A 25529-nucleotide genomic window follows, 5' to 3' on the forward strand; every position below is an offset into this window, starting at 1 on the left:
TGCAATCGCCGCTCGCACGACAACGAAGCATCTTTATATCGCTTTTCAACGAAGATGGCAAGCGGCCAATCGATAGATTTAAGCAATTGCAGAGTACCCATGCTTCCTATAGTGGAATCACAAGAACAAGGTGGAGGGAGGGTACCCATCATGCCAGTCGATGAAGCAAGGCTGAATGCCTTCATGGAGAAATTCGTCCATGACATCGGTGCCGTGATGCACGCGGCGACAGTGGTGTTGGGCGACGAGCTTGGGTTGTACAAGGCGCTGGCCGAAAAACCGATGACCGCCGACATGCTGGCGGCAAAAACCCGCACGGATGCGCGCTACCTGCGCGAGTGGCTGTCAGCGCAGGCCGCCAGCGGCTACGTCGAATACGACGCGGACACCGACAGTTTCTCGTTGAACGAGGAACAGGCGCTGGCGCTGGCGCAGGAGGGCAGCCCCGCGTTCATTCCCGGCGCATTCCAGATTGCGGTGGCGCAGTTCCGCGCGATTCCGAAGATGGTCGACATCTTCCATAACGGCAGAGGGCTTGGCTGGCACGAACACGACCCGGCGCTGTTCCATGGTACCGAGCGGTTCTTCCGCCCCGGCTACGCGGCACATCTGGTCGGCGAATGGATTCCGTCGCTGGAAGGCATCGACGCCCGGCTCAAGGCGGGGGGCATGGTGGCTGACGTGGGGTGCGGGCATGGTGCCTCGACGATCATCATGGCGCAGGCCTATCCGGCTTCCACGTTTCGCGGCTTCGACTACCACGAGCCGTCGATCCGGTACGCGACCGAGTCTGCCAGACGTGCTGGCGTGAGCAACCGCGTGACGTTCGAAGTGGCGGCGGCCAAGGATTATCCCGGTAGCGGATATGACCTCGCGACGGTCTTCGACTGCCTGCATGACATGGGCGACCCGGTTGGCGCCGCGCGGCACATCCGCGAATCGCTGAAGCCCGACGGGTGCTGGATGATTGTGGAGCCGTTTGCCAATGACCGGCTGCAGGACAACCTCAATCCGATCGGGCGCGTGTTCTATTCGGCGTCGACATTCATTTGCACGCCGGGATCGCGGTCGCAGGAGGGGGCAATGTGCCTGGGAGCGCAGGCCGGTGAGGCCCGCATGCGTGGCGTGACGGAGCAGGGCGGCTTCGGCAGCTTCCGCCGCACGGCGCAGACGCCGTTCAATCTGGTGTATGAGGTGAGGCCGTAGTCTTGACCAGGCGGCACCCCTCTCCCGCAGGCAGGAGAGGGGCGAACTTCGGCCGTCAGGCCGTGCCACCCACCGTCATGTTCTCGATCCGCAGCGTTGGCTGACCCACGCCCACCGGCACGCTCTGGCCTTCCTTGCCGCAGACGCCCACGCCCGAATCCAGGCGCATGTCGTTGCCGATCATCGTGACGTCCTTGAGCGATTCAGGGCCGTTGCCGACCAGCGTCGCGCCCTTGACCGGGTACGTGATCTTGCCGTCCTCGATCATGTATGCCTCGCTGGCCGAGAACACGAACTTGCCGTTGGTGATGTCGACCTGACCGCCGCCGAAGTTCACGGCATAGAGGCCGCGCTTGACGCTGGCGAGGATTTCCTGCGGATCGCGGTCGCCGTTAAGCATGTAGGTGTTGGTCATGCGCGGCATCGGCAGTGCGGCGTAGCTCTCGCGGCGTGCGTTGCCGGTGACCGGCATCTTCATCAGGCGCGCGTTGAGCGTGTCCTGGATATAGCCGCGCAGGATGCCGTCCTCGATCAGCGTGGTGCACTGCGTGGGGTTGCCTTCGTCATCGAGGTTCAGCGATCCGCGGCGATTGGCGATGGTGCCGTCGTCGACCACGGTCACGCCCTTGGCCGCCACGCGCTCTCCCATGCGGCCGGCAAACGCCGAGGAACCCTTGCGGTTGAAGTCGCCCTCCAGGCCGTGGCCCACGGCTTCGTGCAGCAGCACGCCGGGCCAGCCCGGCCCGAGCACCACGGTCATCGCGCCAGCCGGGGCGGGACGCGCCTCCAGGTTGACCAGCGCCGACGACACCGCTTCGTCCACGTATTTGCGCAGCAGGTCGTCGGTAAAGTAGCCGTAGGCATAGCGGCCGCCGCCGCCCGAGGAGCCGATCTCGCGCCGACCGTTCTGTTCGGCGATGACGGTCACGGACACGCGCACCAGCGGACGCACGTCGGCGGCGATCACGCCGTCGCTGCGCGCCACCAGCACCACGTCGTACTCTCCGGCAAGGCCGGCCATGACCTGCACCACGCGCGGATCCTTGGCGCGTGCCAGCTTTTCGATCTTCTCGAGCAGCGCCACTTTCTCGGTGGCGGTCATCGAATCGAGCGGATCGTTCGGCGCGTAGAGGTTGCGGCCCGTGTGCGAGGCGAGCGAGCCCGCCACCTTGACGCGCCCGCCGCCGCTCTTGCCGATCGTGCGGGTAGCCGCGGCGGCCTGGCTCAGGGCCGGCAGGCTGATGTCGTCGGAGTATGCGAAGGCGGTCTTGTCGCCCGAGACGGCGCGCACGCCAACGCCCTGGTCGATGCTGAAGCTGCCCGACTTGACGATGCCTTCCTCGAGGCTCCAGGCCTCGTTGCGGGTGTGCTGGAAATACAGGTCGGCGTAGTCGACCTTGTGCGTGAAGATGTCGGCCAGCACGCGCTGGAGCTTGGCTTCATCGAGCCCGTACGGCGCCAGCAGCAGTTGCTGGGCGGTGGCCAGGTTGCGGATTCCGAGATCGCCAGCGTTCATGATTGTCCTTTTCGATACCCCGTGGCGGTCTGCCACGGTGGCCTGCAATGTGAATTTCCGTCAATCCTACAGCACGCGGTGACGCAGTGCCGGCAGGTTCTGACGCACTTCGGCAAGACGGGTCGGGTCGACCGTACCCGACACTATGCCTTCGCCCTCGGGCAACACGCCCATCAACTCGCCCCACGGATCCACCAGCATCGAGTGACCCCAGGTGCGGCGGCCATTTTCGTGCTTGCCGCCTTGTGCCGCGGCCAGCACATAGCACTGGTTTTCGATCGCGCGGGCGCGCAGCAGGATCTCCCAGTGAGCCTGGCCCGTGGTGTAGGTAAAAGCCGCCGGCATCAGGATCAGGCTGACATCGTTCTTGCCCGCCAGTCCGCGATAGAGCTCCGGAAAGCGCAGGTCGTAGCAGACCGACATCGCCACCCGTCCGCACGGCGCATCGAAGGCCACCGGTGTCTTGCCGGCCAGGATCGTGCGCGATTCGTCGTAGCTCTCGGTGCCCTTCGTGAAGCCGAACAGGTGGATCTTGTCGTAGCGCGCCACGCGGCGGCCATGCGGATCGAAGGCGAGCGACGTGTTGTAGACGCGCGCATCGTCGTTGCACCACATCGGCAGCGTGCCGCCCACGAGCCAGACGCGATGGCGCCGCGCGGCATCGGCCAGGAAGCTCTGCACCGGACCGTCGCCATCCTGTTCGCGGATGGCGACCTTGTCGGTCTCGTGGCGGCCCATCATGCAGAAGTACTCAGGCAGCAGCACCAGTTCGGCGCCGCCGCGCGCGGCCTCGGCGATCAGCGCATCGGCACGCGCGAGGTTGTCGTCGAGCGTGATGCCGGTGACGGTCTGGATGGCGGCAACGCGCATCGGGGCAGTGGCAGTCATCTTGGCTTCCTTCTCTGGAGCAGGGCCTTCAGCGCGGATAGGCGCCGGAACGCTCCTGGATCGGCGGTTGCGTCTTATTGTCTTCCACTTTGGTGACCTTGGGGTCGGCCCACGATCCGGACACGCGGTAATGCTGCGTGAACACCTTCGAGATCTCGTCGGCGAACATCAACTGGGCGGCCAGCGTGCCGATGCCCAGCACCGGATTGATGAACGCGGCGGCCACTGACGTGGTGGTGGCGTTGATGCGCGGCGTCACGGCCACTTCCAGGTCCTGCGTCTCGTGCAGCAGGTCCGCCGTGCCAGACATCGAGGCCATGGCCTGGCCACTCTTGAACTTGAACTCTTCGATCTTGCCCACGCCGTTTTCGATCGTGCCGGTGCCGTTGAGGCTGTCGAACACCATCCCCCGGCTCGAGAGCGAGCGGAAGTCGAGCGTGGCGAAGCGCAGCAGGCTTTGCAGGCTTAGCACGCCGAGCAGCCGCGCGGCACCCGGGTCGACGCTCAGGATCTGGCCGTTCTCGATATTCAGTTTCAGGCGACCCGAAAGCGTGGGGTAGTCGATCGACATCGGCGAGCCGCGCCAGGCGATGCGACCCTCGAACGTGCCCTTGCCATCGCGCAGCGTGTGGGGCAGGCCCATGCGTTCGAGCACGTCGCCTCCGTTGCGGATGTCGAGCTTGAAGTTCAGCAGCGTGCGGCGGCCTTCGGTCGAGGAAGCATCGCCCTGAGCCGCCGCTTCACGCAAGCGCCTTGGCAGGCGCCAGGAGCCATTGCCGGTGAGCTTGGCGCCCGGCTGTTCGATGGTCAGGCTGTCGAGCGTCCAGACCGGCTGGTTGTCGTCATGGCTCGTATGGGCCTTGACCTCGAGCTTGCCGAATTCACGGCCGTGCAGGACGAACCTGTCGACGCTCAGGTCGAGCGCCGGCATTTCCTCGACGCTGCGCGTGATGGCTTCGGTCATGTGGCCGTCATCGGTGGCGTCGGGGATGTCCAGATGCGCGAGCCGCACGGTGAGCATCCCGGACGGATTGCTCGCGTTGCGGCGCCACTGTCCGGTGCCGGCGATCTGGCGCGAATTGATCTGCATGTTCCAGCCGCCGTCGCCGCGCTCCCGGCCGGCATCGAGCGAAACGTCATCGAGACTGCGGCCGAACGCATCGAGCACCTTGGCGCGCACCGTCATGCGATCGGGCAGGAATGGCGACGAACGCCCTATGTCACCGGCGGGTTTGTCGCCGCCTTTGTTATCCGGGTCGCTGAGCAAGGCGCGCCAGGCATCGACATTGAGCCGGTCCGTGGTCATCGCCACCGTGACGCCGCTGGCAGGCTGGGGCGCCGATTGCCCAAGGCCGATGCCGCCGGACACGACTTCCAGCGCATCGCCGCCACGGCGCAGCACATAGCGCGCGCTGGCCGCATTGCCGAGTTGCACAGTGACTTCGTCCAGGCCCGCGCGGCCGGGCGCGGTCGACGGTCGCAGGTCGAAGCGCAGTGGCATGTCCTGCGCGGCGGTCTTGGCCAGCGGCGCTGGCAGGTCCAGCGCGAGTCCGTTGAGGCTGGATGCCACCTCCACCTGCAGATGCTTGTCGTGAACGCCGACCACGGCGCTGTAGGCGGTGGCCCCGTCGATGCGGCTGCCGAGGGCTGACATTTCCGTGCCGAGCGCCTCGCGCAGGCCCTGGGCCGTGGCCGTGCCGCTGACTGTCACGCGTGTGGTGCCGTCTGGCTGCGTGCCGCCGCCGAGGCGAGTCTCGCCACCGACAAATCGGCCACGCACGTTGTCGAGTCGGAAGCCGTGTTCGTCGAAGGCCACCGCGCCGGTGGCGCCGTAGAGCGTCGGCAGTTCCGGGAACAGGGTTACGTCATTACCGGGGAAACGGAACTCGCCGTTGACCTTCGAACCCGCCGTGTGATTGAGCGGCAGGTCCAACTTGAGCTTGAGCTCGCCATTGCCCGGCGCGTGCGACGTCTCGGTGACGTTGGCCGTCCATTCCTTGACCGGGCTGGTAGCCACGAAGCGCAGGAAGCTCTGCACCGGGCCGCTGGCGCTGCCGTCGACCTGCAGATGGCCGTGGTCACCCATGTCCTCGATGCGCCCGCTGACGTCGCGCAGGGTTACGCCCTGGATACCCGCCACGCCCGCGCGCTTCGCCAGGAACGACATGCTGCCCCGTTCGAACATCACCGTGCCTTCGATGTCCGTGAATTCGGGCCATGCCGTGCCGGCCTTTTGCCCGCTTGCGCCATTGGGGCCGGTTTCGTCTGGTGCGATCTGGTAGTTCACACGGCGCACCGGCACTTCCAAGCGGAAGTCGCCAGCCTTGGCCAGCGGCGGATGGAACGGGAAGTGGGTGAGGTCGCCCTTGACCAGAAACTTGACGTCGTGCGCTTCGCCGCCGACCAGCGCGCCCGCCAGATAGTGGCGGGTGGCTGGCAGCGTGAGCGGCATGTAGCGCGGGACACGGTTGGCCTGGGCGCGTTCGAGTTCGCCAGTCAGATCGGCCACGCCGGCGTGGCTGTCGCCTCCTTGGCGCCAGGTGCCGCGCACTGTGCCGGCAGTATCGGCGTTGGCGAACTGGATACCATCGGTACGGACCACGAGCTTGTCGCCCTCGTGCGTCCAGCGCACTTCGCCGCGCAGCGTGTCGAACGGCAGGCGTGGATCCTCGAACACACCCGGGAAGATCAGGGCGCCGCCGGTAGTGTCGACCCTCGCCACGCCCTGCTTGTCGTCGAAGTTGAAGCTGCCCGAGAGCTGGCTGAAGCCGGGCGTGCCGGCGCGCGGGAGGCCGTCCGCATCCACGGCCGGCACGGCGGGTTGGCCATTCACGGAAACGTTGCGCAGCGTGCCCTGCACGTTGTAGTGCTGGGTGCCAGGGGTGCGCGACAGCAGGCCGGCGCGGTCGCGCGACCACGCGACGTCGAGATTGTCGATATGGCCCGCCGGCTGCAACGCGCGGAGCTGGCGCAGCACGGCGGTGTCCAGCGGCATCGACGTGGCCAGCGCGCGCAACGTGTTGAGGTCGAAAGTCGGCGCGCGCAGTGCGAACTTGCGCAACTGGCCGGAGCTGTCACGGTTCCAGTCGATCGTCACCTTGCGCATCCCTTCGCGCCACGACGCGTCCGCGTTGGAAGGCGGGCCCGCCTGCGGCTCGGCCTGCCAGAGCAGGGTGTCGATGGTCAGCTGGTGGTTGCCGTTGCGGTCGCTCTTGTGCAGTAGCAGGGCCTGGGCGTTGGCCAGCTTGAGTGGCTCCGGCGCCCCAGCCAGATGCAGGTCGACGCCAGATGCACGCAGCCGCATCTGGCTGCGCTGTATATGTCCGCCACGGAAGTCGACGGTGCCGTCGGTGCTGAAGACGCCATCCTCCACGCTGTCGAAGATGGCCAGATAGCGCTGCACGACCGGCAATTCGAGCTGGTTGAAGGCCCAGCTTGCCTGACCGGTCCAGTGCTGCCAGTTGCCCGTGCCGTGCAGGTAGTCGTGGCGCAGGTTGGCCTGGAATACCAGCGGTCGCGGCGCCAGCGCGGCGCTGCGCGCCTCGAGCCGCACAATGTGCTGGGCGCCATCGCGCTCGGTGGTGAAGTGGATGTCCGCCACGTCGAGCTGGGGCAGCCGGGCCTTCTCGTCCAGCCAGCGCAGGTTACCGCTGATAAGGTCGATGCGTCCCTGGGACAGCAGCCAGTGCAGGAAGGGATCGTCCTGCGCGCCGGTCTTTTGTGTTTCCACAGGCACACCGGCTACCAGCAGCTTGCCTTCGGGAGTGCGGCGGATCAGCACGTCGGTACGGTCGGCCGTCAGGCTGACGAACTGCAGCGCCATCGTCGGCACCGATTGCCACGACAGTTTGCCGTCGAGCGACCCGGCGGCCAGCAGCACGCGCTGCTGCGCGTCCACCGCGCGTACGTCGCGGGCACGGAACGCCGGATGCCAGCCATCCCAATAGGTGTCGAGTTCGCCGATAGTGAGGCGCGCGGAGAGCGCGGTCGACCCCTGGTGTTCGAGCCATTCGCGCGCGGTGTGGGCCTGCGGCCAGAGCACGAAGCGGATCAGCAGCACGGCGACGATCGCCAGTGCGAGCAGCGCCGCCACGACGCGCACGATCATCCGCCAGAGTCGCGGCCAGACCGGATGGCGGATGGCTGTCCACAATCCGATCCAGAGCCCGCGCAGCGTAGCGCGGACGAACGCCGCCGCCCGGCGACCAGCGCCAGGTGTGGGCATCGAACTCCGGGGAGCAACGGCAAGCGCGACTTGGTCTTCGCCACCTGCACGCGGAGATGCGGAACCGTCGTGTGGAGCGGTAGGGCGGCTGGACATGGGCAGATTATCCGACAATACTAGCCGCTCTCCAAAGTGGTGCGCACGCGAATGCCGCGTGTTGTCACGGCGCCTGCTGCGAAATTGCAAAAAGTAACTGGAATGACTGTCCCTGATCCGACGAGTTCCGCCGAGGGCAATGCCCCGGCTTCGACTGACCTGCAGCGCACGGCAGATGGCGCAGGAACCACTTCGAATGTGACATTACCCGGCGAGGCCGGTCCGATCGGCAACATGGCCCAGGGGGCCTATGCCACGATCGCGGCTCAGGGGCTTGCCGCCGCGGATTGCGAAGGCCATGTATTGTACTCGGCTGCGTACTCTCATTACGCACGTCGAGTGCTCGCGGCACGCCCGGGCCTGCCGGCAATCGTCGGCGAGGCCGCCGCGACACCGGTGTCCCGCGCATGGATGGAGTCGCGGCTGCAGGCGCTGGTCGCGCCGTCCGCCGATGCGGAGGCCGCCGCGGCTCAGGCACTGCGCCGGTTGCGTGCCGAGGTCATGTGCGTGCTGATCGAGCGCGATCTGCGTGGTCTGGCCACGTTGGCGGAGATCACCGGTGCGATGACGGACCTGGCGGAGCTGGCGATCCAGTTCGGCCTGCGCGTGCTCGGCGCGGACCTTGGTGCGACCTATGGGCGCCCCATCGGCGAGCAGAGCGGCGAGGCGCAGGAACTGGTGGTCGTGGGCATGGGCAAGCTCGGCGGGCGCGAACTGAACGTCTCGTCCGACATCGACCTGATCTTCCTCTATGACGAGGATGGCGAGACGCAGGGCGGACCGCGCAGCCTGTCCAATCACGAGTACTTCATTCGCCTTGGCCGCCGGCTGATCACGCTGCTGTCCGAGGTCACGGCTGATGGCTACGTCTTCCGCGTCGATATGCGCCTGCGCCCCAATGGCGACGCGGGGCCGCTCGTCTGCAGCTTCGGGATGCTCGAGGAATACCTGGTGGTGCAGGGCCGCGAGTGGGAACGCTATGCCTGGATCAAGGGGCGTGTGGTGTCGGCCTGCGATACGCCGCACGCCGAACGCGTCGCGTCCATGCTCTCGCGCCTGACCACGCCGTTCGTATTCCGGCGTTACCTCGACTACGGCGTGATCGCGGCGATCCGATCGCTCCATGCCCAGATTCGCGCCGAAGCCGCCAAGCGCAGCGGTGGTCTGGCCGGGCACGGTGTGAACCAGCGCTCGTTCAATATCAAGCTCGGCCGTGGCGGCATTCGCGAAATCGAGTTCATGGCGCAGGTGTTCCAGTTGATTCGCGGTGGCCAGGACCCCGCGCTGCGCGTGCGGCCGACGCTCGAGGTGCTCGACGTGGCCCTGGAACGCAACCTGTTGCCCGCCGGGCAGGCACTGCAGCTTGCCGATGCCTACCGCTTCCTGCGTCAGCTCGAGCACAGGCTCCAGTATCGCGACGACGCCCAGACGCATCACCTGCCGACGTCGGATGAGGAGCGCGTCGCCGTGGCGCAGATGATGGGCTATGCGGACTGGGAAGCGCTGGTCGCGCAGATGAACGCGCTGATGGACCCCGTGGCGCAGCAGTTCGAGGCGACGTTCACCAATCCGGATACGCCGGAGTGCGAGGCGCTGTGGCCCGCGCTGGTGCGTGAGGAGCAGAGCTCCCGCGCCTCGCAGGACACCCCGGGCGATGGCGAGGAGACCGATCCCGAATCGTCGCCATGCCAGCGCCTGCAGACCGCGGGCTTTAGCGACTGCACGGGCCTGTACGACCGGCTCCGCGCGATCGCCACGTCGATGCGCTATCGCGCGTTGTCCGAAACCAGTCGCTCGCGTTTCGACCAGCTCGTCAACCGGGCGCTCGATCTCGCGGCCAAGCAGGACGATTCGGACAGCACGATCGCGCGCTTCCTCGATTTTCTCGATGCGATCAGCCGGCGGGCGTCGTATCTGTCGCTACTGTCGGAGTATCCGCAGGCAATGGACCGCGTCGCGCAGACGCTGCACGCATCGCGCTGGGCCGCAACCTACCTGACGCGCCACCCGCAACTGCTCGACGAACTGCTCGATGCCGACGCGCTGGCCGGAGCGCCGGACTGGCCTGCTTTCCGCGCGCGGCTGAGCGAACGGCTGCAGGCGTCGGACGGCCAGATCGAGACGCAGATGGATATCCTGCGTCGCGAGCACCATGCCGAAACGTTCCGCATCCTGTTGCAGGATCTGCAGGGGATGCTCACCGTCGAGCAGGTGGCCGACCGTCTTTCCGATCTGGCCGATGCGATGCTCGACGTCACGCTGCAGGCCGTGTGGCGCCAGTTGCCGACGCGCCACTGCGACACCCCGCGTTTCGCGGTGATTGCCTATGGCCGGCTCGGCGGCAAGGAGTTGGGGTACGCGTCCGATCTGGACCTGATCTTCCTCTACGACGACGATCACGAACGTGCGCCCGACGTCTATGCGGCCTACGCGCGCCGCCTGATCACCTGGCTGACCAGCCATACCGCGGCGGGCATGCTGTTCGACGTGGACACGCGTCTGCGGCCCAACGGCGCGGCCGGGTTGCTGGTGACCAGCTTCGACGCGTTCCGACGCTACCAGTTGCGTGAGGGTGACAACGCCGCATGGGTCTGGGAACACCAGGCCCTGACGCGCGCCCGCTTCTGCGCCGGCGCCCCGGAAATCGGCGCCCGTTTCGAGGATCTTCGCGAAGAGATCCTGCGCCAGCCGCGCGATGGTGCCGCGCTGCGCGGCGAGATCGTCGAGATGCGCGCCAAGGTGTCGGAGGGGCATCCGAACCCGACCGACCTGTTTGACCTCAAGCATGATCGCGGCGGCATGGTCGATATCGAGTTCACCGTGCAGTACCTGGTGCTGCTGCACAGCGGCGCGCATCCGGAACTGACCCGCAATGCCGGCAACATCGCGCTGCTGCGTATGGCGGGCGTGCTGAACCTGATCGACGCCAGTCTCGCGCAGGCCGTGGGCGACGCGTACCGGCTGTTCCGCGCGCGCCAGCACAAGCTGCGGCTCGATGGGTTCGACCAGGCGCGGGTGCCACCGGAGAGCGTGCGCGAACAGGCCACGCAGGTGCGCACTCTGTGGCGCGCGGTATTTGGTGAAGGCTGAGCGCGCCTTGCCGGGCTGGCCGGCCATGCTCGCCGCAGTGGCGGGTGTGGCGGCGTTGGCCGCGTTGTTCACGTTTGTGCCGTGGATGCACGCGCACGGCCTCTATCTGCGCGATGCCGTGCGGCTAGAGGGTCAATGGTGGCGCCTGGTCACCGCGATGTGGGTGCACCTCGACACCAGACACTATCTCTCCGATGTTGCCGCCACAGCCGGGCTCATGCTGTTGGCCGGGCGCGAGGCGCGGGTGCGTGAGTCGCTGACGGTGCTGGTGGTCTGCGGACTGGCCGCCCAGTTGGCGTTGCTCGCGATGCCGGCGGTAGGTTGGTATGGCGGACTGTCTGGGGCTACACACGGGCTTGCGCTATGGACGGCGTTGCGGCTGCTGCAGGCACCCGGCTGGTCGCGCCTGATTGGCGTGGTGACGTGCGTGATCGTGCTGGGCAAGGTCTGGCTCGAACAGTCGTGGCTCGCGGCCGTGGTGTTCGATCCGTCGTGGGGGTTCGGCGTGGTGCGCGGCGCGCACGCGGCGGGCGCCGTGGCGGGATTGGGCTGCTGGTTGCTGCAGGAATGGTGGGTGGCGCGTGGGAAGCGTGAAGGATAGTTGAGCGGTTGTCGCCCTTCCAGCCAGCCGGCGAGCAGCGCAAATTGCCAGCCTTCGATTTTGATACTCCCGCGGTGTTCTGCCGCGACTCTGCTGGCAGGAAAGGGGAAGGGGCAGAGGCAGAGGCAGAGGCAGAGGGCAAGGGCCCGCTACGTGGTCATGTCCGCTTCACTCCCACCCGTCGCCGTATCGCGAACCCCATCACACCGATCACCAGCAACAAGGCAGCGCTCCACGGCACCATCGCGCCGCCACCACCCCCGCCGCCACCGCTGCCAGTCGACGTCGATGTGGAACTGGCCGGCGTGCCAATTGCCGCCGCCAATGCAGCATCGGCATCCAGCAGCCCGGCGCCACATTTGCCGACATTGCTGCCGGTGGTGCAGAACGTGTTGGCCGGGTGCGGACGTGCCGAACTCTGCAGAGCAGTCGTGACCTGGGCCGGCGTCAGTGCGCCATTCACCGCGAACATCAATGCGACGACGCCCGACACCATCGGTGTCGCGAAACTCGTGCCTTGAGAACTGACGATCGTGTAGTTGCCGATGGTCGTCGCGCCATCGTTCGAGAGCGTCCGGATGTATGACTGGCCGCCCACCGCCGTGCAGACTGGCTGACCCGCGATGGTGCCGACCTTCGAGTTGCCGCAGCCGCCGCCCGGCGCGCTCAGCGTTACCTGCGTCCCGAAGTTGGCGTAGCTCGCGTTCTCGCCATCGTTCGCGTGCGCGGTCACGGCGACCACGCCGGAGCAGTCGGCGGGGGCTTCCACGGGACCGGCCGAGTTGCCGGCGGCGGCTACCACCACCACGCCCGCTGCATTGAGATCGTTGATCGCCTGTTGTTCAATCGTCGAGCACGTGCCACCACCCAGGCTGACATTGATCACCCGCGCCGGGGTCGGGTTGTTCGGCACATTTGGCACGCTCAGGCCGCCGGCCCAGCGCATGCCGTCGACGGTGTCGGACAGTAGCGCGCCGCAGCGCCCCGATACCCGCACTGGCTGAATCCGTGCCGACCAGTCCACGCCGGCGATGCCGAGGCCGTTGTTGGTCAACGCGCCCAGCGTGCCGGCCACGCGTGTGCCGTGCCAGGTGCTGGCCTCTGGGCCGGCCGAGCCGTCAGGGCAGGTGACGCCGGATGGGACGTAGTCACCGGGATCCGTGGCGTCGCTGGTGCGCGTCGCGCCGTTCGTCGATACGAAGTTGTAGCCGGCGATTATCCGGCTGGCCAGATCGGGGTGGGGCAGATACCCGGTATCGACCACCGCGATCACGACGCTGCTACTGCCGCGCGTGCGGTCCCACGCCTTCGGCAGGTTGACGCCGCCAACTACCTGCGATGGCGGGCCAAGATACGTCTGGTTGGTGGCGAATTCGGGGTCGTTCGGAATCGTGTCATGTAACCGCAGCCATCGGTCCGGCACGGCGTCGGCGATGCGCGGATCGTTGCGCAGCCGCTTCGCGACGGTCTCGGGGTCGTCGCCACGACTGTCCTTCACGGTCAGCAACTGCATGGCGCCGGACATCGGACGCTTGACGGTCAGGCCGAGCCCCGTGCTGGAGGCCACCTGGCGCATCCGGGTGGTGTCGGCGGGGGTGTCGACGGTCTGGCTGCCGTCGCGCCATCGCACGATGTAGTTGCCGGTGTAGACCGGGGCGCGGCGCGCTGCCGTGCCGGTATCGGCATGGGCGGCAGGGGCGTGAGCAAGGGCCGCGCCGATGACCAACAGCGCGGCTGGCGCGGCGGACGTGAGCCGGGACTTCAGCAACCTGTACGGCATCATCGCTCCTTAAGGGGCTTTGTCGGCTAGAGCTTGGCGAGGCAACCGGCGATGCGAACTGCTGAGGTACTCGGCTCTCAGATTAGGCGATGCTGAACCTTATTGCTGGGGCATGTCGCGGCCAACCGGCATGGACCGGTGGGGCTTCAACATGCGGTCGGGCGTTGCCGATTCCACGCGCGGCGCGGCCTGCAGCGTGGCGACGGCCTGGTCGGCGGTGATGTCGGGGGATTTTGTGATCGCGGTGACCAGCCAGACCCCTCCCGACATCGGGCGCTTGACCACATAGCGCACCGGCCCCTCGACCGCTGCCAGCAGCTTGCCGGCGTCTTCCGACGTTGTCACATCCGGCGGCGTGAACTTGACGAGGATGTCACCGATCGCACGGTCGTCCGTAATGCTGCCGCGCGGCGGCGCGAATGACTTCGATTCCGAGGCGCAGCCCGACACTGCCGTCACAGCCAGCGCGGCAAAGGTGGCCGCGACGACGCGGCGGTGGAGCGATGGCGACTTGCCATGGGTCATCGGTTTGAAACTCCTGTGTGGTTCGGCGTGCCGGAATCAGCCGGCCGCGCGGCGCGGGCGCTTGCCACTGGCTTCGCGCGGCGAGTTGGCCGCTTGGGCTGCCTTGGTGCCTTGCGCCAGCATTTCCTCGGCATGTTGCATGGTCGTGGCAGTGACCGTGGTACCACCAAGCATACGCGCGGTTTCCTGGACGCGGCCATCCGTATCGAGTGTCCGGATGCGCGACCGCGTCACCGGTCCGCCATTGTCGCCTCCGGCCTTTCTGTCGTCCTTGCTGGTTTCCTTGCTGACCAGCAGGTGGGTCCCGGCCTGCGCCGCCACCTGTGGCAGGTGCGTGACGCAGAGTACCTGCCGTGAACGTCCGAGTTCCTGCAGGCGGCGTCCAACCACTTCGGCCACCGCGCCGCCGATCCCCGTATCCACTTCGTCGAAGATCAGCGTTGGCGTGGGCGCCGCCTCGCTCGTGATGACCGAAATCGCCAGGCTGATCCGCGCCAGTTCGCCACCCGATGCCACGCGGGCGAGCGGCCTGGGGCTCACGCCGGCATGGCCTGCCACCAGGAACTCGATCTGCTCGAGCCCGTGGCTCTGGCCTTCCTCGAGCGGATGCAATGCCACGGCGAACGTGCCACCGGCCATCGACAGGCCCTGCATCGCATTGGTAACCGCGGCGGACAAGGCTTCGGCTGCCACCTTGCGCGCGCCCGACAGATGCTGGGCGAGGGTCAGGTAGGCAGCGCGCGACGCGGCTTCGCGCGCCAGCACCTTGTTGATGTCCTGGGCGGCCTGGAGGTCGTCAAGTTGCTGGCGGCGGGCCAGCAACTCGTCGGATAGCTGTTCCGGCGGCAGACGATACTTGCGGGCGGTGGCGTGCAGCGCCTGCATGCGCTCTTCCACGGCCTGCAGCCGTTCTGGATCGAGTTCGAGCCGGTCGACATAGCGGTTCAGGGAGTGCGCGGCTTCCTCGACCTGCACCAGCGCCGGCTCGAGCGCGGCCAGCACGTCGCGCAGGCCCGGGTCGACATCGGCCAGTTGCTGGAGCCGGTGCACCACGCCGTTGAGCACGGAGGTCACTGCGCCGTCCGATTCGGATAGCGCGTCGAGCGCGGCGCGGCTGCCGTCGATCAGGCCCGCCGCGTGTGACAGGCGGTTGTATTCGCCCTGGATCTCTTCCCATTCGCCCGGCTGCGGCGCGAGCTTGTCCAGCTCGCCAACCTGCCATTCGAGCCGCTCCCGCTCGAGTTGCATCTCGCGCGACTGGTGCTCGACCGCCTCGCGCTGCTTGACGCAGGCGCGCCACACACGCCAGGCCTCGGCCACGGCGGCGGATTGTTCGGTCAGACCTGCGTGGGCGTCGAACAACTGGCGCTGAGCATCCGGGCGCAGCAGCAACTGGTGCGCGTGCTGGCCGTGGATATCGACGAGCTGGTCGCCCACCTCGCGCAACTGCGCCAGCGTTGCCGCGGCGCCATTGATGAAGGCCTTGCTGCGGCCGCTGGCGTCGACAGTCCGGCGCAGCAGCACGGTGCCGCCGTCGTCGTCTTCCATGTCGCTCGACAGTTCGCGCTCGGCCAGCCACGCATCCAGCGCTGAGTGGGTGTGGAAGGTGGCACTGATGCTGGCACGTGCCGCGCCTTCGCGGACCACGCCTGCGTCGGCCCGTTCACCTAACACCAGGGCGAGCGCGTCGATGAGGATCGACTTGCCCGCGCCGGTTTCACCCGTGAAGACGGTAAAGCCGGCGGAGAAGTCGAGGTCGAGCGTGTCGACGATGACGAAGTCGCGGATCGAGAGGCTGCGCAGCATCGTGGGCGGTGAGCGGTGGCGGGTAAGGGCGGTAAGGTCGGGTAACGAGGATCAGGACGGAACGTTGAGGCGTCTGCGGATCAGAGCCGGTTGTCTTCGGTCGGATACTCGTGCCAGTGCAGCTTCTTGCGCAGTGTGGCGTAGTAGTTATATCCCACTGGGTGCAGCAGGTTGATGGTCTTGGCCGAACGGCGTACCACGATGCGGTCGCCGGGCAGCAGCGAGGCCAGCGCCTGCATGTCGAAGTTGACGCTGACATCGCGCGCGCTGGCCACTTCGATCGTGACCTCGGCGTCGTACGGCAGCACGATGGGCCGGTTCGACAGCGCGTGTGGCGCGATCGGCACCAGCACCAGGCCGGACAGCGTCGGGTGCAGGATCGGACCCCCCGCGGCCAGCGCGTAGGCGGTGGAGCCGGTGGGCGTGGAGACGATCAGGCCGTCCGAGCGCTGGTTGTACATGAAATAGCCGTCGACCGAGACCGCCAGTTCGACCATGCCGGAGATCCCCGAGCGGTTCACCACCACATCGTTGAACGCCAGCGCGGAGAAAATCACCGAGTCGTCGCGGATCACGCGCGACTCCAGCAGCATCCGGGTTTCGGCCTCATACCGGCCGGACAGCATCTCGGGCAGTGCCGTGGAGATGGCATCGAGCGGGATGTCGGTCATAAAGCCCAGCCGGCCGTGGTTGACGCCGATCACCGGCACATCGTGCCCGGCTAGCTGGCGGGCCAGCCCGAGCAGCGTCCCGTCGCCGCCCAGCACCACCGCCACATCAGCTTCGCGGCCGATCTCGTCGGGGGTCAGCACCGGGTAACCTGTCAGCCCGGTAGCCATTGCGGTTTCGCGTTCGAACACCACATCCTGTCCGTTACGGGAGATGCAAGACGCGAGTTCTTCCAGCGGACCTTCGATGCCAGCGGTCGAATGTCGGCCCACCAGGGCTACAGTCTTGAACGGGGGGCGCGCGGCGCCGGTCTTGTGGGGGGCAGACATGCCGGGATTAGACCATACCGGCATGATCGTTGTCAGCACTGGGCCGCCGCCGCTCCAGGTGACGCCTGAACCGCCAAAGTTTGATTAAAATCGGGGCATCATGGACGAACGTTCAAAAAAGCTTCTCAAGACCCTGATCGAGCGATACATCGTCGAGGGGCAGCCCGTGGGCTCGCGCACCCTGTCGAAGTTCTCGGGGCTTGATCTCTCGCCGGCCACCATCCGCAACGTGATGTCGGACCTCGAGGAGATGGGTTTCATCGCCAGCCCACATACCTCGGCTGGCCGAATCCCCACGCCGCGCGGGTACCGGCTGTTTGTCGACACGATGCTGACGGCGCGCCCGCTGGAGCGCGCGCCGGAGTTCAGTGCCGAGTTGGCGGAGCTGACCGGCCAGATCCAGGGGCAACTGGGTGGCCAGCAGTTCGGGCCGCAGCGCATGATCACGGCGGCAGCGCATACGCTTTCGAATCTTTCTCATTTCGCTGGCGTGGTGATGACGCCACGGCGCGCGCAGTCGTTCCGTCAGGTGGAATTCATGCGGTTGTCTGACAAGCGCATCCTGCTGATCATCGTCAGCCCGGAAGGGGATGTGCAGAACCGCATCATCCAGACCGACCTGGCGTACACGCCGGGCCAGCTCATCGAGGCGGCGAACTTCTTCAACTCGCACTATGCGGGCATGAGCTTCGACGCCGTGCGCGACCACCTGCGCGTGGAGTTGCAGGACCTGCGCCGCGACATGTCCGCGCTGATGCAGGCGGCGGTCGAGGCGGGCAGCAGCGCAATGGCCGAGGACAACGAGCAGGTGTTCATTTCAGGCGAGCGCAAGCTGCTGGAAGTGGAAGACCTGTCATCGAGCATGGACAAGCTGCGTCGCCTGTTCGACGTGTTCGAGCACAAGACGAGCCTGCTGCAGCTGCTCGATGTGTCGAGTCACGCGCAAGGCGTGCAGATCTTCATCGGCGGCGAAAGCCAGCTTGTGCCGATCGAGGACATGGCCGTGATCACCGCGCCATACGGGGTGGATGGCCAGATCGTTGGCACCCTGGGCGTGATCGGCCCCACGCGGATGGCCTACGAACGGGTGATCCCGATCGTCGATATCACCGCGCGGCTCCTGTCCAGCGCGCTCAGCCAGAGCTGAGCCACGAACTATTGACACGGTGGACGTGTCTGTCCTGAGTCGGCCGCCTGCAACGGCTTGCGGCCGGCCCCAGATTCGCCAGCGCCCCCGGCAGTCCCAACGGAAACCCTATGACGTTTTCGCCTGAACCGGCACACCAGCACGGCCAGCCGCCGCGCACCGCGATCCTGCTGATCAACCTCGGCACCCCGGACGCGCCCACGCCTAAGGCGGTGGGGCGCTACCTGAAGGCGTTCCTGTCCGACCCGCGCGTGGTAGAGATCCCGCGCCTGGCCTGGCTGCCGATCCTGCACGGCCTGATCCTGCCGTTCCGCTCGCGGGCGTCGGCCATGAAGTACGAGTCGATCTGGCTGCGCGAGGCGCATATGACCGGGTCGCCGCTACTTGTGTATACAGAGCGCCAAGCTCATGCGCTGCAACTGTTGATGCAGCAGCAGGGTCACGACGTAACGGTGGCCTGTGCGATGCGCTATGGCAATCCGTCGATCGAATCGGTCATGGAAGCGCTGCGCCGGCAGGGTACCGAACAGATCCTGTTGCTGCCGCTGTATCCGCAGTTCTCCGGCACGACCACGGCCACCGCTTTCGACGAGGCATTTCGTGTCCTGTCGACATGGCGCAACCAGCCCGAGTTACGGCTGGTCAAGCATTTCCACGATCACCCGGCGTATATCTCTGCGCTGCACAAGCAGGTGGGCGGCTATTGGGCCCAGCATGGCAAGCCGGACTTCGCGCGCGGTGACAAGCTGATTCTGTCGTTCCACGGCCTTCCGCGCCGGTTGCTGGACCTGGGTGATCCCTATCACTGCGAGTGTCTGAAGACCGGTCGTCTGCTCGGCGAGGCGCTGGGCTTGCAGCCCGGCCAGTTTCAGGTGACGTTTCAGTCTCGCTTTGGCAAGGCGGAGTGGTTACAGCCCTACACGGCGCCGACGCTGGCCGAACTGGGCAAGGTCGGGACACAGCGCGTGGACGTGTTCTGTCCCGGCTTTCCGGCCGACTGCATCGAGACGCTCGAGGAGATCGCGATGGAGGGGCAGTCGGAATTCCGCTTGGCCGGCGGCCAGGATTTCCATTTCATCCCGTGCCTCAACGATGCCGAGGCGTGGATCGCCGGATTGGCGGATATTGCATTGCAGCATTTGCAGGGGTGGCCGCTCAATGTTCCACATCCCCACGAACTGGAAGCGAGACGCTCCCGCGCGCAGGCGCGTGGCGCGGGAGCCTGAGGCCGTAACGGCAGTCACGGGCGGCCACGGCTAGTAACGGACGGTAATCATGCAAGTCGATTTCGAACCCGATGCGCGGCTGCGCATCGACAAATGGCTCTGGTGCGCGCGCTTCTTCAAGACGCGCTCGCTGGCTGCCGAGGCGGTGGAGCGGGGCCGCGTGAGCGTCAACGGGCAGCCCTGCAAGAACTCGCGCGAGGTCAAGCCGGGCGACACCGTGATATTGGAGGCGCATCAACAGCAATGGGAGGTGGTGGTCAAGGGCGTGGCCGCGTCACGCGGGCCGGCGCCGATCGCCCAGACGCTCTATGCGGAGACCGAGGAAAGCCAGGCCAGGCGCCAGACAGACGCGGAACGGCGGCGCTTCCAGCACGAGCCGGCCGCGCAGATGCACGGGCGACCGACCAAGCGCGACCGGCGCAGAATCGACGGCTTCAAGGGGTGATGGTTGCGGCTAGCCGGGGCGGGGCGCTCCGGCTGGCCGTAATGTGGCGGGTTAGCGGACGTACTGGACGAGGTAATGCTTGAATACGGCCTTGCCGCTGCCATACTCGGTGTCGCGCGGGGCAACCGTATCGGACAGGCAGATGAAGACCGTCATGGCCGAGAGCGCGGCAATCAGGCAAAGGGTAACGACTGGCAGCTTGTGCATGGCGAACCTTCCGAAGGATGCACCAAAATGATCCACCTCTCTGCTCCCGTTATTTTTGACATTTTTTATTAAGTGAATCTTAGTGTGTGCGATGCAGCAAAGCAATGACGGCTCGATTTCATCGGGCAAGGCTTTGTAACGACGTATTTCTGCGTCTCTGAACCTCCACACTTGAAAAATCGGGGACTGACACCAACTGCGGCTAGACTTGCCGGTTTGACACCCGACTCACCCGATGGCCTGCCGCCAGAGCGGGCCGTGCTTTTGTTTTGATACGAATCGACATGGAAGAACAGAACCAGACGCCAACCCCCAATACGCAGGCAGCCGAGGACGCCGCCCGCACGCCGGAAGCCGGTGCCGACGAGGTGGGCCGCCTGACGCAACAGGTGGCCGAACTGGAAGCCAAGGCGAAGGAACACTACGACATGTTCCTGCGCGCCACGGCGGAGGGCGAGAACATCCGCCGCCGTTCGCAGGACGAAGTGGCCAAGGCCCACAAGTTCGCCATCGAGAGCTTTGCCGATAACCTCGTGCCCGTGATGGACAGCCTGCAGGCCGCGCTGGCCGACGGTACCGGTGACCTCGGCAAGCTGCGCGAAGGTGTGGAACTGACCGCACGCCAGCTGGCCGCCGCGTTCGAACGTGGTCGCATCGTCGAAGTGAACCCGGTGGGCGAGAAGTTCGATCCGCATCGCCACCAGGCCATCTCGATGGTGCCGTCCGAGCAGGAACCGAACACCGTGGTCAACGTGCTGCAACGCGGCTACATGATTGCCGACCGCGTGCTGCGCCCGGCGCTGGTGACCGTCTCGGCGCCGCGCTGAGCGCGAGTCGTCCGCATACGGCAGTACGAAACGCCCGGGCCATTGGCGCCGGGCGTTGTCGTTTCAGGAGCGATCGAAATGTCTGAAGAAAACCAGCCGCACCTCGATCACCGCGCGTTCGAGGCGCTCGACATGGCCGAAGTCGATGGCGAGAACATCGACGCGGCAATCGCCAACGCTGGCGACGATCTGGTCTGCGTGTTCTTCTGGGGTGTGGACTGCTTCAACTGCGAGATGGCCAAGAAGGCGATCCTGGCCAATCCCGAACCGATTCGCGCGCTCGACCTGCGCTGGCTACATGCCAACGTCTATGCCCATCCCGAACTGGGTCGGCGCTTCGGCCTGCATGGGATTCCCGTGTTCATGTTCTTCCACAAGGGCAAGAAGCTCGGCCGCGCGACGGGCTGGCACGGCCATGGGCAGTTCTCGGCGGCCGTGGGCAATGCGCGGCTCAAGGCCAGCGGCAAACCGCTAGCGGGATAGCGCGTAGCCCAGGCGGATCTGCCAGGGCGTCTTCTGGTTGTAGTTGAGCAGGCTTTCGCCATAGCCATAGAAGTAGCCCAGCATCAGGTAGCCAGCCGTGCCCGGAATCAGGCGAGAAAGCGGGTAAGAGGCCTGCGCGTCGACGCTACCGTACATCTGCCGCGTGCCCTTGCGCAGCGTGGCGGCGAATTCCCACGAGTCGGGCTTCCCGTAGGCCAGGTTCAGGTCCATGTAGCCACGATAGTGCGCGATGTCCTCGTTCTCGCTTTTCTCCAGGTACGCATAGACTTTGGGCGCCACGCGCCAGTGCCAGTCGTTCTGGTCGCCAAAGTACATCGTCGGCTTGAGGAACAGCGTGTTGATGCTGCGCGAGTCGGCACCGGCCCGGCCATTCGACTCGTGCTCGAAGCCCGAAGCGATCGACAGCCGGCTGATCACGCTGTTCTTCACACCCGTGTCGGACAGGTAGTAATACAGGCTCGGACGATAGTTGGTGTCCTCGAACGGCTTCGAGGCGCTGTGCAGGTCCCATAACGAGAACTGCGTGTAGGCGAAGTAGAGGTTGTCGATGAAGCGCTTCGACGCCGGATCCTTGCCCTCGTAGATCCGGAACTTGAAGCTGAGCTGAAACTTGGCGTTGGCCCCGTCGTGCGCGCCGAACATGATGTACATCGGCTCGTTGAAGGAAAGCCGTTGCGCGTCGCGCAGATCGGCTGGCGCTGGGGTGGATGCGGGGACATTCTCGGCCGATACGACCGGGGTGACCTGACCAGCGCTGACAGGCGCGACGGCCACTTTCGGTTCGGCCGGCGTGCCGGCGACCACTGGCGCAGTAACTGTGGCCGGGTTTGCGCCCGGCGCCTGGTTCAGCGTGATCAGGACCGGCGCGGCGTCGATCCCTGAGATGTCCAGGCGGACCACTCCACGCAATGTCGTAGGCCATTCCCCGCGGAAGCTGACGGTCTGGTGCTCGCCTTGCCGCAGGTTCAGGACGGTTGGCCCCTTGCCGACGCGCTTGAGCGTCATGGGTGCCGGTGCCACAAGGTCTCCAGAGGCCGACACCTCAAGGGAGTCCGGTACGGCATAGCGCCGCATGTCCCGATCCCCAGTGATCAGCAGGGTCAGTGTGAGGGGCTGAGTGGCATCAATGACACGCGGCGGCTGCAACACGGATACTGCGGCATCGGCTGGCGTGGCGTGGAACAGGACGGCCGACGAGGCCAGCGTAGGCAACAGCAGGCGGAAGGCCGTGCGTGGAAGTGCAACACGGCCTGACACGTAACGTGGCATCGGGAGCAATAAGCGCCGCACCGGCGGGATATCGACAGCACTCCGGTGACGTGGACGCGACAAGAGTTGCGATGCCCGCAAGCGTACCATGTGTGGCGCGTGCGGCATGTGACGAATGGTTAGCCACGGGGCGTGGCCAAACCGGGTGGGTGCGGATCAGCCGGCGGCCCGGCGTCGGATATCGTCCACGTAGGCCTGCCCGTCCGGCGGCATGCCGTTGCGCTGCGCGTTCCAGAGCATCTGGCCGAGTGCTTCCATGATCTGGTGCTGGGCCTCGTGCGGTGAATCCAGTCGGCGGCTCAGTGCCTCGTAGGCGGCGCGGATGCCGGGCGGCTGGTCGATCGAGACCTGTTCGGAGATCGACAGATGCATCGCCAGGTGCAGGAACGGGTTGGTCTGGCCGCCTTCCGGCGTGTAGTCGCGCGCAAGCGCGCCTTCAGTGTCGGTCAGCAGGGACTGGTACTCGGGATGCTGGTCGATCCAGTCGACCGCGATCGCTTCAAGCGGCGTGAGGACGTTGCCCGCGACGCGCTTCTGCCAGGCTTCGCAGAAGAACCGGCGGACTTCTTCTCTTGAGGGATTGAACATGATGGCCGCTATTGTAGTGCAGCGGTCGCGGCTCTGCCGACGGGGCCCCGCGCATTAGTAGAATGCGGAAGTTTGTTCGCCGCCGTTCAATACGCTGACAAACTATCGCGAACAAACTTCAGCCCCTGCCATTTTTCAGATCCGCCACCGATGACTGCATCCGCCACCGGCACCCTGGGCCACGCCCGCGACAAGCTCGCGGGCGTGTTGCTGATCGCGCTCTCCGCCAGCGCCTTCGGCGCCATGGCCATCTTCGCGCGTTTTGCCTATGCAGCGGGGGCGGACGTCTATGGCCTGCTGGCCGTGCGCTTCCTGCTGGCCGCGATTGCGATGGGCTTCGTGATGCGCGCCAGGGGGATCAGCCTGCCGCCGTGGCGCCGCGTGCTGGCGCTGGCGGCGATGGGCGGCATCGGTTATGTCAGCCAGTCGTATTGTTTTTTCACGGCGTTGAACTACGCGCAGGCCAGCCTGGTGGCGCTGCTGCTGTATCTCTATCCGCTGTTCGTGACGATCCTGGCCGCCGTCTTCCTGAAGGAGCATCTGACCACTTCCACGGTGATCGCACTGGTGCTCTGCTCGGTGGGCGCGGGTTTGACCGTAGGTGGCGGCGAGGGCAGTTCGCTCGGCATCGCCCTTGGGGTGGCCGCGGCGGTGATCTATTCGATCTATATCGTGGTGGGCGCGCGCGTGACGGCAGGCGTCAATGCCATTGCCACGACCACGGTGATCTGTACGGCGGCGGCACTGGTCTATGTGACGCTTGGGCTCTTGCGCGCGGGAGCCGGCGTGCCGCCGCAATTTCCGGCCAGTGCAGGCGGCTGGCTGGCGTTGGTGGCCATCGCGCTGGTATCGACCGTGCTCGCGATCCTGACGTTCTTCGCCGGACTGCAGCGGCTCGGTGCCTCCAAGGCATCGATGCTGTCGACGCTGGAGCCTGTGGTGACCGTAGTGCTGGCCGCCGTGCTGCTCGGCGAACACATCGGCCCGACGCAGGCCGTCGGGGGCGGGTTGATCCTCGCGGGAGTGCTCTGGCTGACACGCCGGGCCAGCGGTACGCCCCCACTGAAGGGTTCCGACGAACGGAATTGAACGGGTTCGTCAAAGCGCTTGTGGGCGCACGGCGGACGCTTGGGTACAATCGCGCTTTCTTTCATCACAAAACCCGGAAAACGCGCAATGAAATCCGTCGATCAGGCAGTCCTTGCACAATTGTTCACTGAAGCCCGCACCCACAACGTGTGGCAAGACAAGCATGTGGATGATGCGCTGCTGAAGCAGATCTACGAAGCGATGAAATTCGGTCCGACCGCCGCAAATGGCTCGCCGGCACGCATCGTGTTCGTGAAGTCGGCGGCCGAGAAGGCCCGTCTGGTCGAGTGCGTATCGGCTGGCAATGCTGACAAGACTCGCTCGGCGCCGGTGACCGCGATCATCGCGTTTGACCGCAACTTCCACGACCAGCTGCCGAAGCTGTTCCCGCACGCCGATGCGCGTTCGTGGTACGCCGGCAACGACGAGAAGATTGCCCGTGACGCGCTGATGAACAGCTCGCTGCAAGGTGGCTACTTCATCCTGGCCGCCCGCGCACTGGGTCTGGACTGCGGCCCGATGGCGGGTTTCGATGCCGACAAGCTCAACGCCACGTTCTTCCCCGACGGCAAGTGGGCGGTCAACTTCCTGGTGAACCTGGGCTATGGCGAGGCCGACAAGCTGTTCCCGCGTGGTCCGCGCCTGACGTTCGACGAAGCCTGCCGCATCGTCTGACGCGCCGCTGACCCGAAACAAAAAGCGACCCATCGAGGTCGCTTTTTTGTTGGCGCGTGGACGGCTCAGGGGCGCACGGGCTCAGGGGCTCAGGCCGACCATTCCTCCATCGGATTGCAGGCGAGGTATCGCTTTGCTTCCGAGATGCCAAGCCGCTCCCGGGCCGCGTCGATCGGCTCGTTCAGCAGCACATCGTAGTCTTCGGCCAGCAGCCACTTCGCCCGCTTGCCCAGGCGGTAGCCTTCGAGCACTGCGCGCGCGAACGCGAGGCTGCCGGTCAGCCGCCAGCTCTTCAGGGCAGCGGCGACCGCGATGAAGGCCCAGCCCTTGCCGCCGGTCTGCGCATAGCTGAATGCGACCAGCGCCGCCTCGCCGAGACTTTCATCGGCACGGTAGCCGGTCAACACGTGCCAGATATCGTGGATGTCCCGTGTGCGCCGACCGAACCACATATACGCGTCCTCGACCACCGGTTCCTGGTTCAGGTTCGAGACCTTCGCCAACCCATCCGCGCTATAGCCAGTCTTTTCGAGAAAACCACGGTACGCCGCGCCGACCGTTCCCGGGGCAAAGCTGGCGATGTATGTGGGATCGCAGAGTCGCTCGGCCAGTTCTTCTCGCAGGTAAGCAAGGCGGCGGCCTTCCGGCGTGCTCAGCAGACGGCTGTAGTTCTTCGGCATGCTCGGGCCGTTGAGCGCCCGCATGATGCGGAAGACCTGCTCCGTGTCGTGGCCGTCCGCCAGCAGTTTGCGGATGGCATCGAAGGCGGTGGGCAAGTCCCGCTTGTAAGGGTTGAAACCGGTCGAAGCGGCCATCGTTGG

At 66.0% G+C, this 25529-nt stretch carries 21 protein-coding genes; 10 read left to right on the forward strand and 11 right to left on the reverse strand.

All coding sequences use genetic code 11. The features are described from left to right. The first annotated feature begins 150 nt into the window (after positions 1 to 150). Positions 151 to 1206 (forward strand): class I SAM-dependent methyltransferase, encoded by a 1056-nt coding sequence (locus RMET_RS04980; protein WP_011515792.1) that lies wholly within the window; start codon positions 151 to 153, stop codon positions 1204 to 1206. A 55-nt stretch (positions 1207 to 1261) separates the two neighbouring features. Here RMET_RS04980 and tldD read toward each other — a convergent pair whose 3' ends face one another. The 3 genes from tldD to RMET_RS04995 form a co-directional block, all read right to left on the reverse strand. After that, a complete protein-coding gene (gene tldD, locus RMET_RS04985) occupies positions 1262 to 2722 on the reverse strand; it encodes a metalloprotease TldD (RefSeq protein WP_008641746.1) in 1461 nt (486 codons plus the stop codon). A 66-nt stretch (positions 2723 to 2788) separates the two neighbouring features. Continuing rightward, on the reverse strand, positions 2789 to 3610 hold the full coding sequence (locus tag RMET_RS04990) for a carbon-nitrogen hydrolase family protein (protein ID WP_011515793.1): 822 nt from the start codon (positions 3608 to 3610) through the stop codon (positions 2789 to 2791). Positions 3611 to 3638: 28 nt separating this feature from the next. Further along, entirely contained in the window at positions 3639 to 7835 is a 4197-nt protein-coding gene (locus RMET_RS04995) for a YhdP family protein (RefSeq protein ID WP_011515794.1), read from the reverse strand. A 330-nt stretch (positions 7836 to 8165) separates the two neighbouring features. On the opposite strand from RMET_RS04995, the gene glnE reads away from it, so the two are divergent. Both glnE and rrtA read left to right on the forward strand, forming a co-directional pair. After that, a complete protein-coding gene (gene glnE, locus RMET_RS05000; RefSeq protein ID WP_409365161.1) occupies positions 8166 to 11021 on the forward strand; it encodes a bifunctional [glutamate--ammonia ligase]-adenylyl-L-tyrosine phosphorylase/[glutamate--ammonia-ligase] adenylyltransferase in 2856 nt (951 codons plus the stop codon). Positions 11022 to 11046: 25 nt separating this feature from the next. Beyond that, positions 11047 to 11622, forward strand: a complete 576-nt coding sequence (gene rrtA, locus RMET_RS05005; RefSeq protein WP_035821499.1) for a rhombosortase — start codon at positions 11047 to 11049, stop codon at positions 11620 to 11622. Positions 11623 to 11779: 157 nt separating this feature from the next. On the opposite strand, the gene mprA is transcribed toward rrtA, so the two are convergent. The 4 genes from mprA to RMET_RS05025 all read right to left on the reverse strand — a co-directional run bounded on the left by mprA (position 11780) and on the right by RMET_RS05025 (position 16731). After that, positions 11780 to 13402, reverse strand: a complete 1623-nt coding sequence (mprA, locus tag RMET_RS05010; RefSeq protein ID WP_011515797.1) for an MprA protease, GlyGly-CTERM protein-sorting domain-containing form — start codon at positions 13400 to 13402, stop codon at positions 11780 to 11782. Positions 13403 to 13501: 99 nt separating this feature from the next. Further along, positions 13502 to 13927, reverse strand: a complete 426-nt coding sequence (locus RMET_RS05015) for a hypothetical protein (protein ID WP_011515798.1) — start codon at positions 13925 to 13927, stop codon at positions 13502 to 13504. 36 nt (positions 13928 to 13963) lie between these two features. Further along, the gene (gene recN, locus RMET_RS05020; protein ID WP_011515799.1) at positions 13964 to 15733 is read right to left on the reverse strand and encodes a DNA repair protein RecN; all 1770 of its coding nucleotides are present in this window, start codon (positions 15731 to 15733) and stop codon (positions 13964 to 13966) included. Between the two features lie 80 nt (positions 15734 to 15813). After that, entirely contained in the window at positions 15814 to 16731 is a 918-nt protein-coding gene (locus RMET_RS05025; RefSeq protein WP_008649331.1) for an NAD kinase, read from the reverse strand. Between the two features lie 100 nt (positions 16732 to 16831). On the opposite strand from RMET_RS05025, the gene hrcA reads away from it, so the two are divergent. The 3 genes from hrcA (at position 16832) to RMET_RS05040 (ending at position 19549) form a co-directional block, all read left to right on the forward strand. Further along, the gene (gene hrcA, locus RMET_RS05030; protein WP_008649330.1) at positions 16832 to 17878 is read left to right on the forward strand and encodes a heat-inducible transcriptional repressor HrcA; all 1047 of its coding nucleotides are present in this window, start codon (positions 16832 to 16834) and stop codon (positions 17876 to 17878) included. 110 nt (positions 17879 to 17988) lie between these two features. After that, a complete protein-coding gene (gene hemH, locus RMET_RS05035; protein ID WP_011515801.1) occupies positions 17989 to 19104 on the forward strand; it encodes a ferrochelatase in 1116 nt (371 codons plus the stop codon). A gap of 49 nt (positions 19105 to 19153) precedes the next feature. Beyond that, complete coding sequence (locus RMET_RS05040; RefSeq protein ID WP_011515802.1) at positions 19154 to 19549, forward strand: RNA-binding S4 domain-containing protein; 396 nt, start codon at positions 19154 to 19156, stop codon at positions 19547 to 19549. A 51-nt stretch (positions 19550 to 19600) separates the two neighbouring features. Here the strand turns inward: RMET_RS05040 and RMET_RS32040 are convergent, their stop codons facing one another. Beyond that, the gene (locus tag RMET_RS32040; protein WP_024569136.1) at positions 19601 to 19756 is read right to left on the reverse strand and encodes a hypothetical protein; all 156 of its coding nucleotides are present in this window, start codon (positions 19754 to 19756) and stop codon (positions 19601 to 19603) included. Between the two features lie 284 nt (positions 19757 to 20040). On the opposite strand from RMET_RS32040, the gene grpE reads away from it, so the two are divergent. Beyond that, positions 20041 to 20583 carry a nucleotide exchange factor GrpE gene (gene grpE, locus RMET_RS05050; RefSeq protein ID WP_011515804.1) on the forward strand — a complete coding sequence of 181 codons (543 nt, stop codon included), beginning with the start codon at positions 20041 to 20043 and terminating at the stop codon, positions 20581 to 20583. A gap of 78 nt (positions 20584 to 20661) precedes the next feature. Beyond that, positions 20662 to 21066, forward strand: coding sequence for a thioredoxin family protein (locus RMET_RS05055; protein WP_011515805.1), 405 nt, complete (start codon positions 20662 to 20664; stop codon positions 21064 to 21066). On the opposite strand, the gene RMET_RS05060 is transcribed toward RMET_RS05055, so the two are convergent. Continuing rightward, entirely contained in the window at positions 21055 to 22356 is a 1302-nt protein-coding gene (locus RMET_RS05060; RefSeq protein ID WP_029308226.1) for a phospholipase A, read from the reverse strand. The two genes, RMET_RS05055 and RMET_RS05060, sit on opposite strands and share 12 nt — an antisense overlap. A gap of 156 nt (positions 22357 to 22512) precedes the next feature. Then, complete coding sequence (locus RMET_RS05065) at positions 22513 to 22944, reverse strand: DUF1841 family protein (RefSeq protein ID WP_011515807.1); 432 nt, start codon at positions 22942 to 22944, stop codon at positions 22513 to 22515. A gap of 150 nt (positions 22945 to 23094) precedes the next feature. Here RMET_RS05065 and RMET_RS05070 point away from each other — a divergent pair, with 150 nt between their 5' ends. Beyond that, entirely contained in the window at positions 23095 to 24033 is a 939-nt protein-coding gene (locus tag RMET_RS05070) for a DMT family transporter (RefSeq protein WP_011515808.1), read from the forward strand. Positions 24034 to 24120: 87 nt separating this feature from the next. Beyond that, positions 24121 to 24708: a malonic semialdehyde reductase gene (locus RMET_RS05075; protein WP_008649321.1), complete on the forward strand. Its 588-nt coding sequence runs from the start codon at positions 24121 to 24123 to the stop codon at positions 24706 to 24708. A gap of 89 nt (positions 24709 to 24797) precedes the next feature. On the opposite strand, the gene RMET_RS05080 is transcribed toward RMET_RS05075, so the two are convergent. Beyond that, on the reverse strand, positions 24798 to 25523 hold the full coding sequence (locus RMET_RS05080) for a Coq4 family protein (RefSeq protein WP_011515809.1): 726 nt from the start codon (positions 25521 to 25523) through the stop codon (positions 24798 to 24800). Positions 25524 to 25529 lie beyond the last annotated feature (6 nt).

The sequence above is a fragment of the Cupriavidus metallidurans CH34 genome, from assembly GCF_000196015.1.
Lineage (GTDB): Bacteria > Pseudomonadota > Gammaproteobacteria > Burkholderiales > Burkholderiaceae > Cupriavidus > Cupriavidus metallidurans.